General features: G+C 66.8%; 10 protein-coding genes. 6 read left to right on the forward strand and 4 right to left on the reverse strand.

Features of this window, described 5'->3' with window-relative positions:
* Positions 1–136 precede the first annotated feature (136 nt).
* A complete protein-coding gene (locus tag TQ98_RS19070; protein WP_044870465.1) occupies positions 137–4,270 on the forward strand; it encodes a sulfite reductase subunit alpha in 4,134 nt (1,377 codons plus the stop codon).
* A gap of 68 nt (positions 4,271–4,338) precedes the next feature.
* Here the strand turns inward: TQ98_RS19070 and hisN are convergent, their stop codons facing one another.
* A complete protein-coding gene (gene hisN / locus TQ98_RS19075; protein WP_044870466.1) occupies positions 4,339–5,124 on the reverse strand; it encodes a histidinol-phosphatase in 786 nt (261 codons plus the stop codon).
* 139 nt (positions 5,125–5,263) lie between these two features.
* Positions 5,264–5,818: a cysteine hydrolase family protein gene (locus tag TQ98_RS19080; protein ID WP_044870467.1), complete on the reverse strand. Its 555-nt coding sequence runs from the start codon at positions 5,816–5,818 to the stop codon at positions 5,264–5,266.
* A 105-nt stretch (positions 5,819–5,923) separates the two neighbouring features.
* Between TQ98_RS19080 and TQ98_RS19085 the strand changes: the two genes are divergently transcribed.
* Entirely contained in the window at positions 5,924–6,904 is a 981-nt protein-coding gene (locus TQ98_RS19085) for a GlxA family transcriptional regulator (protein ID WP_044870468.1), read from the forward strand.
* A 73-nt stretch (positions 6,905–6,977) separates the two neighbouring features.
* Positions 6,978–7,634, forward strand: a complete 657-nt coding sequence (locus TQ98_RS19090; RefSeq protein ID WP_044870469.1) for an isoprenylcysteine carboxylmethyltransferase family protein — start codon at positions 6,978–6,980, stop codon at positions 7,632–7,634.
* A gap of 46 nt (positions 7,635–7,680) precedes the next feature.
* On the opposite strand, the gene TQ98_RS19095 is transcribed toward TQ98_RS19090, so the two are convergent.
* Positions 7,681–8,001, reverse strand: coding sequence for a DUF2025 family protein (locus tag TQ98_RS19095; RefSeq protein ID WP_044870470.1), 321 nt, complete (start codon positions 7,999–8,001; stop codon positions 7,681–7,683).
* 210 nt (positions 8,002–8,211) lie between these two features.
* Positions 8,212–9,537, reverse strand: a complete 1,326-nt coding sequence (locus tag TQ98_RS19100) for an MFS transporter (RefSeq protein ID WP_044870471.1) — start codon at positions 9,535–9,537, stop codon at positions 8,212–8,214.
* Between the two features lie 173 nt (positions 9,538–9,710).
* Here TQ98_RS19100 and TQ98_RS19105 point away from each other — a divergent pair, with 173 nt between their 5' ends.
* The 3 genes from TQ98_RS19105 (at position 9,711) to maiA (ending at position 13,935) form a co-directional block, all read left to right on the forward strand.
* Positions 9,711–10,625 carry a LysR family transcriptional regulator gene (locus TQ98_RS19105; RefSeq protein ID WP_044870472.1) on the forward strand — a complete coding sequence of 305 codons (915 nt, stop codon included), beginning with the start codon at positions 9,711–9,713 and terminating at the stop codon, positions 10,623–10,625.
* A gap of 331 nt (positions 10,626–10,956) precedes the next feature.
* The gene (locus tag TQ98_RS19110) at positions 10,957–13,041 is read left to right on the forward strand and encodes an LTA synthase family protein (protein WP_044870473.1); all 2,085 of its coding nucleotides are present in this window, start codon (positions 10,957–10,959) and stop codon (positions 13,039–13,041) included.
* Between the two features lie 261 nt (positions 13,042–13,302).
* On the forward strand, positions 13,303–13,935 hold the full coding sequence (gene maiA / locus TQ98_RS19115; RefSeq protein WP_044870474.1) for a maleylacetoacetate isomerase: 633 nt from the start codon (positions 13,303–13,305) through the stop codon (positions 13,933–13,935).
* The last annotated feature ends 68 nt before the right edge of the window (positions 13,936–14,003 follow it).

Raw genomic sequence — 14,003 nt, forward strand, 5'->3', positions numbered from 1 at the left:
CTTGGCATGTGCCTTGCGATAGCCCCGGCAAGGCAATCAATGCCGATTGCCCATCCCACGACAAAGGCGCCGTGTCTCCCCCGTTTCGAACGGAGGGTGGCATGGCGCTTTTTCGTTTCTGCGGCAGGTGTTGGATATGGCGAACAAGACAGTACGAAGCGTGTGCCCCTATTGCGGTGTCGGCTGCGGCATCGTCATGGAGGTGGCGGACAACCGCGTGGTCAAGGTAAGTGGCGACAAGGCCCACCCCACCAACGTCGGCCGCCTCTGCACCAAGGGCAACACCTGCGCCCAGCCGCTCACCGAATCCGGCCGCATGGAGCACGCCTACCTGCGCCACGAACGCAGCCGCGACCCGGTGCGCACCGGCATCGACCAGGCCATCGCGGACACCGCCAACCGCCTGCGCGCGCTGCTCGATGCACATGGCCCGGATGCCATTTCCTTTTATGTGTCCGGGCAGATGTCTCTGGAGGCCCAGTACCTGGCCAACAAGCTGGCCAAGGGTTTCATCCGCACCCGCCATATCGAATCCAACTCGCGGCTGTGCATGGCCAGCGCCGGCAGCGGCTACAAGCTCTCCTTCGGCTCGGACGGCCCGCCCGGCGCCTACCAGGATTTCGACCAGGCGGACCTGTTCCTGGTGACCGGCGCCAACATGGCCGACTGTCACCCGATCCTTTTCCTGCGCATGATGGACAGGGTCAAGGCCGGGGCGAAGCTGATCGTGGTCGATCCGCGCCGCACCGCCACCGCCGACAAGGCCAGCCTCTACCTGCCGATCAAGCCGGGCACCGACCTGGCGTTGCTCAACGGCCTGCTGCATCTGCTGTACAAGCATGGCCACATCGATCCGGCCTTCATCGCCGCCCACACCCAGGGCTGGGAAGCCATGCCGGCCTTCCTCGAGGACTACTCCCCGGAGCGGGTCGCGGCCATCACCGGCCTGTCTGAAGCGGATATCCGCAAGGCCGCCCAGTGGATTGGCGAAGCGCAGGAGTGGATGAGCTGCTGGACCATGGGCCTCAACCAGAGCACCCATGGCACCTGGAACACCAACGCCCTGTGCAACCTGCACCTGGCCACCGGCGCCATCTGCCGCCCTGGCAGCGGCCCCTTCTCCCTCACCGGCCAGCCCAACGCCATGGGCGGCCGCGAGATGGGCTACATGGGTCCCGGCCTGCCGGGCCAGCGCTCACTGCTGGTGGAGGCCGACCGCCACTTCATCGAAGACCTCTGGCAGCTGCCGCGCGGCCACCTGCGCCAGGACGGCGGCAACGGCACCGTGGCCCTGTTCGAAGCCATGAGCGCGGGCGAGATCAAGGCCTGCTGGATCATCTGCACCAATCCGGTGGCCACCGTGCCGAACCGCCGCACAGCCATCGAAGGCCTGCAGGCCGCCGACCTGGTGATCACCCAGGACGCCTTCCTCGACACCGAAACCAACCGCTACGCCGACATTCTCCTGCCCGGCGCCCTGTGGGCCGAAGCCGAGGGGGTGATGATCAACTCCGAGCGCACCCTGACCCTGACCCAGAAAGCCGTGGACGCCCCCGGCGACAGCCTGCCGGACTGGCAGATCATCGCCCGCGTCGCCTGCGCCATGGGCTTCGCCGATGCCTTCAGCTACGAAAGCGCCGCCGAGGTGTTCGAGGAAATCAAGCAGGCCTGGAACCCGAAAACCGGTTACGACATCCGTGGCGCCAGCCACACCCTGCTGCGCGACGGCCCACTGCAATGGCCCTGCGCACCGGGCAGCGAAGCCAACGCGCGCAACCCGATCCGCTACCTCAACGACGGCGTTAGCCAGGCGCTGAAACTGGACGCCGACGGCAACCGCCCCGCCATCGTCTTTGCCACCGAGCATGGCAAGGGCGTGTTCTTCGCCCGCCCGCACCTGGACCCGGCGGAGATGCCCGACGACGCGTTTCCGCTGGTCCTCAACACCGGGCGCGTGCAGCACCAGTGGCACACCCTGACCAAGACCGGCAAGGTGGCCACCCTGAACAAGCTCAATCCCGGCGCCTTCCTTGAGCTGAACCCGCTGGACGCCGAACGCCTGGGCATCGCTGACAAGGGCCAGGTGGAAGTGCGCTCGCGCCGGGGCCGCGCCGTGCTGCCGGCGGTGGTCACCGACCGCGTGCAGCCGGGCCACTGCTTCGCGCCGTTCCACTGGAACGACCGTTATGGCGAGGACCTGGCGATCAACGCCGTGACCAGCGACGCCATCGACCCCATTTCGCTGCAGCCGGAATTCAAGTACAGCGCCGTCTCCCTGGCGCCTGTCGCCCCGGCCAGCTCCCAGCTCATCCCCTTGGTCGAAGTCGAGCCGGTCGCGGCCTGTACCGCTTCCGGTTTCGCGGAGGAACTCGCCGACATGCCAATCAACGCCTTCGCCCGCCTGCTGAACCTCGACGCCAGCGCCGAAGTCAGCCTGGCCCCCACCGAACAGCGCTACCTGCAGGGCTACCTGCTCGGCCTGCGCAGCGAGGAAGGCCGCAAGCTGGGCGGCGTGCCCACCCTGCCTTCCAGCGCGCCCCTGGCCCCGGACACCCGCCTGCTGCTGGACGGTATCCTTGCCGGCCTGTTCTCCCGCAACCGGGAAGCGCCCGCCGCTGATAAAGCGCCAGTCCAGGCCGAACAGAAGCCACTGCTGCTGCTCTGGTGCTCGCAGACCGGCAATGCGGAACGCTTCGCCGCCGTCTGCGCCGAAACCTTCCAGGCCGAGGGACGCGCCGTGACGGTGCGCTCGATGGATGCTGTCCAGCCTGCCGAACTCGCCGCTGCCGGCACCGCCCTGCTGATTGCCAGCACCTTCGGCGATGGCGATCCATCCGACAATGGCGCGTCGCTCTGGAGTGCGCTGAGCGCGGACGATGCGCCGTCCCTCGCTGGCCTCGACTTCGCCGTGCTGGCCATGGGCGACTCGAACTACGACCAGTTCTGCGGGTTCGGCCGCAAGCTGGATGTCCGCCTGGAAGAACTCGGCGCGCGCCGCCTGGCCCCGCGCATGGACTGCGAACCGGAGTACGACGAACCCGCGCGGGCCTGGCTGGCCGCCGTGCGCGACGCCCTGGTCGGCGCTCCCGCCCCGCAGGCCGTGGTCGAACTGGCCGGGGCGGACGCCGAGCCCGAAGTCGAAACCGCGCCTCGCTACAGCCGCCAGCAACCGCTGCGCAGCCGCCTGTTGCACAACCGCGTGCTCAACAGCCCGGAATCGGCCAAGGAAACCCGGCAGATCGTGCTGGACCTCAAGGGCAGCGGCCTCGCTTACCAGGCCGGCGATGCGCTGGGCGTATGGCCGAGCAACTGTCCTGCGCTGGTGGAGGAAGTCCTGACCGCAGCCGGTCTGGACGGCCGTCTGGAGGTAGAGGTGAAGGACCAGGGCACCCTGCCCCTGGCGACCGCCCTGGATCGGTACTTCGAAATCGCCAGGATCACCCCCGACATGCTGCGCTTCGTCGCCGAGCGCTCCCGCAGCCCGGAACTGGCGCGGCTGTTGGATCCGGCGAACAAGGCCAAGCTGGATAACTGGCTCTGGGGCCGCCAACTGGCCGACCTGCTGCGGGCCTTTCCCATCCAGATCAGTGCGGATGAGCTGCTGGGCCAGCTCAAGCGCTTGCAGCCACGCCTGTACTCCATCGCTTCCAGCTCACTGGCTACGCCGGACGAGGTGCACCTGACGGTCTCCACCGTGCGCTACCAGTGCGACGACCGCGAGCGTGGCGGCGTCTGCTCCGCCTTCCTCGCCGACCGTGCAGGCCAGGGCGAGGTGCCGATCTTCATCCAGAAATCCGCACACTTCCGCGTACCAGCCGACCCCGAGCGGCCGATGATCATGGTCGGCCCCGGCACCGGCATCGCCCCCTTCCGCGCCTTCCTCCAGGAACGCGAGGCAGCCGGTGCGAAAGGGCGTAACTGGCTGTTCTTCGGTGAGCAGCGGGAAGCCACCGACTTCTACTACCGCGAAGAACTGGAGGGCTGGCGGGCGTCTGGTCACCTGTACCGCCTGGACACCGCCTTCTCCCGCGATCAGGCGGAGAAGGTCTACGTCCAGCAACGCATGCTCGAACAGGGTGCCGAACTCTGGCGCTGGCTGGAGGATGGGGCGCACTTCTACGTCTGTGGCGACGCCAGCCGCATGGCCAAGGACGTGGACACAGCGCTCAAGTCAGTGGTGCGGGAACATGGGGGGATGAGCGCGACGGAAGCGGAGGCCTACGTGGGCGCGATGGCGAGGGATAAGCGGTATGTGAGGGATGTGTATTGAGGGGCAGCCCTTCGGGCTGCTTGGCGAATGAATTCGCCCCCAAAGGAAGCCCCCATCGTCCGAGAGGATCAACCCCCGCGCATCATCTCCAGCACCTGGGCATGGAGACGCGGGTCGCCGCAGGCGATGACGTCGCCGCCGTTCTGCGCGTCGCCGCCGTCCCAACGGGTCACCACGCCGCCCGCACCCTGGATGATCGGCATCAGGGCCTGGATGTCGTAGGGCTTGAGGCCCGGATCGAGGACGATGTCCACCAGCCCGAGGGCCAGCATGCAGTACGCGTAGCAATCGCCGCTGTAGCGCACCAGGCGCACTTCACTGGACAGATCCCTGAACAGGCTGCTGTAGGGCGGCTGCAGAAAGTGCTCGGGACTGGTGACCATCAGGGTGGCGTCGCTCAGCTTGCGACAAGCGCGGGTCTGGATCGGTCGGCCGTTGAGGGAAGCATGCTTGCCATCCCCGATGAAGCGCTCGCGGGTGAAAGGCTGGTCCATCACCCCCAGTGCCGGACGGGTGCCATCGTTGAGGGCGATCAGCGTGCCCCAGAGCGGGATGCCGCTGATGAAGGAGCGGGTGCCGTCCACCGGGTCCAGCACCCAGGTCCAGGGCTCTTCGCCCTTGATGTTCTCTTCTTCCTCACCAAGGACGCCGTGGCCGGGATAGCGCTGGGCGATCAGCTCGCGCATGGCCCGCTCGGCGCCCTTGTCGGCCAGGGTCACGGGGTCGAAGCGCTCCGCTTCCTTGTTTTCCACCTCAAGCGGCAGGCGAAAATAGGTCAGGGTCACCCGGGACGCCGCTTCAGCCAGTTCTTCGGCGAATTCCAGGTACTCGGGAGGGAGGGTTTGCTCGTTCATGGGGACTCCGGGTTACAGGCGTATTGGCAGAATTCCAGCATAGGTTGTGAACCCGCTCCAACCCCCGCCCCGGAGTGGGTCACCATGCCCCCTCTATGGCAAGACCTCCCGCGTCAGCGCCGGTTCCCGGCGTTCGGCATCAGTTCTGCTGCGCGAGGTACTCGTCAGTGGACACCACCTTGGCGTAGGCAAAGCCCAGCGAGGACATGAAAGCGGCATGGACCTGCTCGGCGGGGATGACCTTGCCGTTGAACTCCTGGTCCCGCGTGGCGCAGGCATCGTGGATCACAGTGACGTCGTAGCCGTAGTCCGCCGCCGCGCGGGTAACGCCGTCGACGCACATGTGGCTCATGCTGCCGACGATGGTCACCTGTTCCACGCCGTTCCGGTCGAGGATGTCCTTCAAATCGGTCTCACGGAAGGAATTGACGAAGTGCTTCAGGACCACGGGCTCGCCTGGGGCGTTCAGCACCTTGGGATGGATCTGCGCGCCTTCCGAGCCGGGCCGGAAGAAGGGAGCGTCCTGACTGGTGAACTCGTGACGGACGTGTACCACCAGGTCCCCGGCCTCGCGCGCGCCGGCAATGATGCGGGCGGCGTTGTCGGCCGCGGCGTCGGCGCCGTGCAGGGTCCAGAGGCCACCGGGGAAATAATCGTTCTGGATATCGATGACGATGACGGCTTGTTTGCTCATGGTGTTCACCTCGGGTTGTAGGAGTGGAGACATGGGGCCCAAGATGAACGTCCGCGCGCCGGTTGAGGATCGGCGCGACCGACAAATTCGCAGGAAAAACTGACAATGACGACCCTGCTGGAGATCAGCCTCCTGCTCTATCCCGGTGCCCAGCTCGCAGCCGCCCATGGCCTCTCCGACCTTTTTGCGGTGGCCAATCGCATGGCCGCCGAACGCGCCGACGCCGACCTTCCCGTCCTTCGGGTCCGGCACCTGACCACCGACGAGAACGGCGAAATCCGCTGCACCCTCGACAGCCATCCCGGTGCCGACAGCCGCCCGACCGTCGTCGTGGTGCCGCCCTGCATCGGTACGCTGCCGCCGGCCGAAACCTTGCAGCCCCTCGCCGACTGGCTCAGCCGCCAGCATGCAACCGGCGCCACGCTGAGTTCGGTATGCGCAGGGGCCTTCGTGCTGGCGCAGACGGGGTTGATGGCCGGTCGTGTCGTGACCACGCACTGGAGCCTGGCCAAGGACCTGGGGGAACGTTTCCCCGAGGTGAAGGTGGATGCCGACAAGCTGGTGGTGGACGACGGCGACATCATCACCGCCGGTGGCGTGATGGCCTGGACCGACCTGGGCCTGACCCTGGTGGACCGGCTGCTGGGGCCGACCATCGCCGCCGACACCGCACGTTTCCTGGCACTGGACCTGACCCGTCATTCCCAACAGTACTTCCGCCGTTTCACCCCGCGACTCACCCACGGCGACGAAGCGGTGCTCAAGGTGCAGCATTGGCTGCAGCGCCAGGCTGCGCGCAATGTCAGCGTCGCCGCCATGGCCACTCAGGCCGGGCTGGGGGAACGCACCTTCCTGCGGCGCTTCCAGCAGGCCACCGGCCTGCGCCCCACGGAGTACTGCCAGCAATTGCGCGCGGCCAAGGCCCGCGAACTGCTGGAGCTCACCAACCGCTCGGTGGACCAGATCGCCTGGGAAGTCGGCTATCAGGACCCGGCGGCCTTTCGCAAGGTGTTCAACAAGATGGTCGGGCTGTCACCCACGGACTATCGCCGGCGATTTGGACGGAGGAGTCCGGGGGCCGCTTGAGGCGGCAACCTGCACCCGCCGCCAGCGCCGCGGTCCAATGCAGAGTCCACCCTGTTCGATGAGGTGATCCGCCATGTCCCGGCCCGGTCTGCTGCTCGCCACCTGTGTCGGAACCCTCGCCTACCTGGGCCTTGCCATCCTCGGCGAAGGCGGGTTCAGCGCGTTCTTCAGCCATTCCCCCCTGGTGGCGCTGACCCTGGTGCTCTTCGTCCTGTCCTTCGTGGCGCCCTTCTCCGGCGGCAACCTCAGCAGCGGCATCCGCGAAGACCGGCACAATCGCTGGGTGCTGTGGGTGTTCGGCCTCATCGGCTTGCTCAGCGCCTTCCTCCCGGCCTACACCGACCGCCTCAATGTCTGGACCTTCGGCGGCGAAGGTGTGCGCTGGCTCGGCGTACTCATCTTCGCTGCGGGCGGCGCGCTGCGGCTCTGGCCGGTGTTCGTGCTGGGCCATCGCTTCAGCGGCCTGGTGGCCATCCAACCCGGCCACCGCCTGGTGACGGACGGCATCTACGGAACGATCCGCCACCCCAGCTACCTGGGCCTGATGGTCGGCTCGATCGGCTGGGCCCTGGCCTTCCGCTCCGGCGCCGGCCTGGCGCTGGCCGTGCTGACCCTGCCGCCTCTGCTGGCCCGCATCGATGCTGAAGAGGCGCTGCTGCGCACGGAGTTCGGCGAGGCATACGAAGCCTATTGCGCACGCACCTCACGGTTGATTCCCGGACTCTACTGAGGCCCGCAGTCGACGAAAGCCTTGATGCCGTTGCGCGCCGCCAGCTTCAGACCCGCAGGCGCTCGGCGCTGATCTCCGGCAGGTCGGTGCGGCGCAGGTACACCAGCAGCACGTCGCCCAGATTGAGGCGGTCATTGATGTTCTGGTCCAGCAGGATCTGCAGGCACTCGCGGCTGAGGGTCATCACCTGGCCGGCTTTCTGCACCCAGACGAACTCGCTGGCGGGGGTGATGCTGTTGTCGGGCACGTCCATGCCAAACGAGTCCTCGCTGAAGCGCACGATGTACTTGCCCAGCTTGCGGTTGAAACCGACGAACCCCGTGAGGGCATCGGCGGCCTTGCAGATATCGGCGGATGTGATGCTCATGCTGTACTTCCCTGGATTGGATCGGGACGGGTTGGGCACGCATGACAGGCAGAAAGGCTCCCACTCTGAGCGGTGGGTAGGCGCGCCATTCTGCCAGCCCGGACCAGCGCCGGGGATGTCGTCATGAGAGGCGCGTTGTCGCACCCCGGGGAGCTTCTGGTGGGATCGGAGGGAAGCCAGGGGCCGGCAGGCAGCCCCCGGCTGAACAGGTCAGTGCGCCGGCTGGACGATGGCGTTGCCCGGCAGGGCCGGAAGCCGCGCCAGGTGCAGGGCCACGGCCACAGCAACCACCAGCAGGGCGCCGATGAACAGGCCGACGCCTTCCCAGCCGAAGTGGTGCCAGAACAGGCCGCCAAGGGTGCCGGCCAGGCTGGAGCCAACGTAGTAGCTGAACAGGTAGAGGGACGACGCCTGGCCCTTGGCACGCTGGGCGCGGCGGCCGATCCAGCTGCTGGCCACCGAGTGGGCGCCGAAGAAGCCGAAGGTGAAGATCGCCATGCCGGCCAGAATCACCCCCAGCGGGCTGAACAGGGTAAGCAGGAGGCCGCCCAGCATCAGCAGGATCGCCGCCCAGAGCACCTTGCGCCGGCCCAGCTTGTCCGCCAGGGAGCCGACCCAGGCCGAGCTGTAGATGCCCGAGAGGTAGACCACCGAAAGCACGCCCACCACGGCCTGGCTCATCTGGTACGGCGACGCCAGCAGGCGGTAGCCGATGTAGTTGAACAGGGTGACGAACGCGCCCATCAGCAGGAAGCCGGTGAGGAACAGCCACGGCAGGCCGGCATCGCGGAAGTGCAGGCGATAGCCCTCGATCAGCGTGGCGGGTTTGAGCGGCATCGGGCGGAAGTGCTTCGACTCCGGCAACACACGCCAGAACACCACGCCGGCGACCAGGGCCAGGCCGCCGAGCGCTGCCAGCGCCGCGTGCCAGGAGACAAAGTCCACCAGCACGCCGCTGATCAGCCGCCCGCTCATGCCGCCGATGGCGTTGCCGCCGATGTAGAGCCCCATGGACAGGCCCAGGTGGTGCGGATGGATTTCCTCGCTCAGGTAGGTCATGGCCACGGCGGCCAGGCCGCTCAGGGACAGGCCGACCAGCGCGCGCATCACCAGCACGCCTTCCCAGGTGGGCATGGCGGCGCTGGCCAGGGTGAACAGGGCGGCGGCGAGCAGCGACACCACCATCACGGGCTTGCGGCCAAGGGCGTCGGACAGCGGACCGGTCACCAGCAGGCCGAGGGCGAGCATGGCGGTGGACACCGACAACGCCAGGCTGCTCTGGGCGGCGGTGACGGAGAACGCCTTGGACAGCACCGGCATCATCGGCTGGATGCAGTACAGCAGGGCGAAGGTGGCGAAACCGCCGGAGAACAGCGCCAGGGAGGTGCGCTTGAACTGCGGCGTGCCCTTGCGGATGAAGGTGGGGAGTTCGGGATCGTTGGCGGCGGCGTCCGGCAGCTCGCTGGCTGCGTCACGGACCGCCTCGCTAAGCGCGGGTTCGTCTTCGTTCTTGAGTACTGCCTGGGATTTGCTCACGGGGCACCTTCGGGCGTTTGCGGCGAGCGGGCACAACGAGGCCGCGCCGCCTGGATCAGGGGCTGGGGGATTCGTTGTTGGGGTTGTGGGGCAAAGAATATCGGCGGGTTTACATTATCTCCAATATATTGTTCGACACATTTGATACTCGAAACATATCAATAGGCCGCCCCATGGAACTGAGACACCTGCGCTACTTCATCGCCGTGGCCGAAGAGCTGCATTTCGGCCGGGCCGCCGAACAACTGGGCATCTCCCAGCCACCCCTGAGCCAGCAGATCCAGGCCCTGGAGGAAGAAATCGGCGCGCGCCTGCTGGACCGCACCAACCGGCGTGTGGAGCTGACCGAAGCCGGCCGTCGTTTCCTCGATGAGGCCCGCCAGGTACTGGTGCAGGTAGACCGGGCGGTGCAACTGGCGCGGCGTGCCCACCGTGGCGAACTGGGGGAACTGAAGGTGGGCTTCACCTCGTCGGCGCCCTTCACCTCGACCATCCCCCGCAGCATCAACGCCTTCCGCCAGGCCTACCCGGACGTGCACCTGGAACTCACCGAAGGCAGCAGTGCCGAGACGGTGAAGGCGCTGCTGGAGGAGAGCCTGCAAGTCGGGGTGATCCGCCCCCTGGCCCTGCCGGACAATTTGCAGGCGGTGGAGCTGTTCCGCGAACCCCTGGTGGCCGTGCTGCGTGCCGACCACCCCCTGGCCCAGGGCAGCGAGGACGGAATTGCCGTCGCCGCCCTGGCTGAGGAACCCTTCGTATTTTTCCCCCGCACGTTCGGCACCGGCCTCTATGACCAGTTGCTGGCCCTCGCTCGGGAGGCCGGCTACACCCCGCGCATCGCCCAGGAGGCCAGCGAGGCCATGACTATCATCGGCCTGGTGTCGGCGGGCCTGGGGGTATCGGTGCTGCCGGCCTCGTTCCGCCGCACCCGCATCGATGGGGTGGTCTACCGCACCCTGCTGGACCCCGGCGCCACCACCGCCGTCTGGCTGGTGCGCCGGCGCTGCGAGCGTTCGGCCCCGGCCCTGGCGTTCGTCGAACTGGTGACCCGTGAGGCCGCCGCCCTGGCGGGCCGAAGGATGAATTGAGCGGAGCGATAGGCATCAGGACGCGTGTTGGAAATCGCTGTTCATTTCCACCGCCCCTGCCATTCCGTACGCCGATAGTGGACCGATGAAGCGTGGTCACCCTGCGGGCTGCCCGGTGAGAGCGAGTCTGTGGAGCGCCCCGCCCCGAAACAGTCCGACACATCTTCGGACGCTGCCCCTCCCCCATTCGACGTTTTCTTCACATCCCGTCTGGCAGAGTCCGTCCGGCTTCGGCCGCCTACTGGAACTAATGTACTATCGGGCGGTCTGCTAGCCCCCCGGCCCCAAGCGGCGCCGGCCCTGTCTTGAAGCCCTATGGACGCTTGATCGCATGACCGCACCGGAAACCGTCACCACCCGGCGGGCCTCGTTCACCCTGAACGGCCCCACCGTCAAGAGCCACCTCGCCTTCACCCTGCTCAGCGCCGCCGCATTGGTGGTGATGTACAGCCTCCTGCGCGTGGCGCTGCTGGTGTACAACAGCGACCAGATCGGTGACAGCCCGGCCTCGGTCTTCGTTGAAGCCTTCTACAACGGCCTGCGCTTCGACCTGCGCCTGGTGGTAATCGCTTGCGCCCCGCTGCTGCTGTCCCTGCTCAGCGTCCGCGCCATGGCCGCCCGTGGCCTGCACCGGATCTGGCTGACCCTCTTCGCCAGCCTGACGCTGTTCCTCGGCATCTCCGAACTGGACTTCTATCGCGAGTTCCACCAGCGCCTGAACAGCCTGGTATTCCAGTACCTGCAGGAAGACCTCGGCACCGTTTCCAGCATGATCTGGAACGGCTTCCCGGTGGGCCGCTACCTGATCGCCTGGGCCCTGGCCACCGGCCTGCTCTACCTGATGTTCCGCGGCCTGGACCTGCTCAGCCGTCCGCGCACCCGCGCCACACTCTCGACTGGCCCCCGCCGCGCCGCGCCCTGGTTCGGCCGCCTGGCGGTCTTCATGGTCTGCCTGGTGGTGGCCGTGATCGCCGCCCGTGGCCACCTGCGTCAGGGCCCGCCACTGCGCTGGGGCGATGCCTACACCACCGACTCGATGTTCGCCAACCAGCTCGGTCTCAACGGTACCCTGACCCTGGTGGAAGCCGCCCAGCACACCTTCTCCGCCCGCCGCGACAACGCCTGGAAGGCCACCCTGCCCGAGGCTGAGGCCCTGGCCAGCGTGCGCGAAATGCTGCTGACCCCCAACGACAAGCTGGTGGACGCCGACAAGGCTGCCATCCGCCGCGACTTCACCCCGCCGGCCGACGGCACCCTGCCGATCCGCAACGTGGTGGTGATCTTGATGGAGAGCTTCGCCGGTCGCTATGTCGGCGCCCTGGGCAACCCCGACGGCATCACGCCCAACTTCGACAAGTTGGCCAAAGAGGGTCTGCTGTTCGACCGCTACTTCTCCAACGGCACCCATACCCACCAGGGGATGTTCGCCACCATGGCCTGCTTCCCCAACCTGCCCAGCTTCGAATACCTGATGCGCACCCCCGAGGGCTCGCACAAGTTCTCCGGCCTGCCGCAGCTGCTCAGTGCCCGCGATTACGACGACCTTTACGTCTACAACGGCAACTTCCAGTGGGACAACCAGTCCGGCTTCTTCAGCAACCAGGGCATGACCCGCTTCATCGGCCGCGAGGACTTCGTCAATCCGGTGTTCATGGACAAGACCTGGGGCGTATCCGACCAGGACATGTTCGACCGTGGCGCCGCGGAGCTGGCCAAGCAACCGGCCGACAAGCCCTTCTACGCCCTGCTGCAGACCCTCTCCAATCACACGCCCTACGCCCTGCCCGCCAACCTGCCGGTGGAGCGGGTGACTGGCCACGGAGGCCTGGACGAGCACCTCACCGCCATGCGCTACGCCGACTGGGCCCTGGGCCAGTTCTTCGAGAAGGCACGCAAGGAGCCCTACTTCAAGGACACCCTGTTCGTGCTGGTCGGTGACCACGGCTTCGGCAGCGACAAGCAGCTCACCGAAATGGACCTGTTCCGCTTCAACGTACCAATGCTGTTGATCGGTCCGGGTGTGCAGGAGAAGTTCGGTACGCGCAACCACACCGTCGGCACCCAGGTCGACATCGTGCCCACCATCATGGGGCGCCTGGGCGGCGACGTGCGTCACCAGTGCTGGGGCCGCGACCTGCTCAATCTGCCGGCCGGCGACCCGGGTATCGGCGTGATCAAGCCGTCCGGCGGCGAACAGACCGTGGCCATCGTCAGCGACGACCGCATCCTGATCCAGCCAAAAGGCTTCCCGGCACGCCTCTACAACTACCAGCTGGGCGCCGACGCCAAGGCGGAACGCATCCCTGGCGACAGCGACCCGCGCCTGCAGAAGTACCTGGAGGCCTTCCTCCAGACCGCCACCGGCAGCCTGCTGAACAACACCGCCGGCGTCGAGGACGCCAAGCAGAACCAGTGATGGACCCAGCCCCCGCTCGATGCGGGGGCTTTTCATTCTGGGCGCCTCAGGGCAGGCCTTCGGCCTGCTTGGCGAATGAATTCGCCCCTACAGGAAAAGCGCCACAGCCAGGCACTGTCCGCCCCCCGCCTATCCCGCCTCCCCTCCCGACGCTTGACAGGCCCGCCCCCAGCCCGCAAATTACGCAAAGTGTAAATTGATTACGAAAACAACAATGCCGGCTTCCGGGCCTCCCGGACCGCCTGCCGCCAAGTGAGTGCCATGGATCTCTACACCTATTACCGCTCCACGTCCTCTTACCGGGTGCGCATCGCCCTGGCACTGAAGGGACTGGACGTCCGGCACATGCCGGTGAACCTGATCCAGGACGGCGGCCAGCAGCACACGCCCGAATACAAGGCGATCAACCCCCAAGGCCGCGTGCCCAGCCTGCGCACCGACGAAGGCCAGGTGTTGATCCAGTCCCCCGCCATCATCGAATACCTCGAAGAACGCTATCCCCAGCCCGCCCTGCTCCCCCAGGACCTGGAAGCCCGCGCCCGCCAGCGTGCGGTGGCGGCGATCATCGGCTGCGATATCCACCCCCTGCACAACGTCGCGGTCCTCAACCGACTGCGTGGCCTGAAGGTGGAGGAAGCCGAGGTGATGAACTGGATTCGTCACTGGATCGCCGAAGGCTTCAACGCGGTCGAAGCACTGATAGGCGATGACGGTTTCTGCTTCGGTGAGCCGGGCCTGGCGGACGTCTACCTGCTACCGCAGGTCTACGCCGCACGCCGCTTCGAACAGGACCTGTCACACTATCCGAAGATCACCCGGGTCGAACGCCTCGCCCTTGAGCATCCGGCGTTCATCCAGGCGCACCCTGACCAGCAAGCCGACAAACCGGCCTGAGGCAACGCCCATGAAAAGCCTCGGATTCAAAGTCACCATCGGCGACTACCTCGCCCGCAGCGTACGGG

Origin of the sequence: Pseudomonas sp. LFM046 (genome assembly GCF_000949385.2) — a bacterium.
In the GTDB taxonomy this organism is placed as follows: Bacteria; Pseudomonadota; Gammaproteobacteria; order Pseudomonadales; family Pseudomonadaceae; genus Metapseudomonas.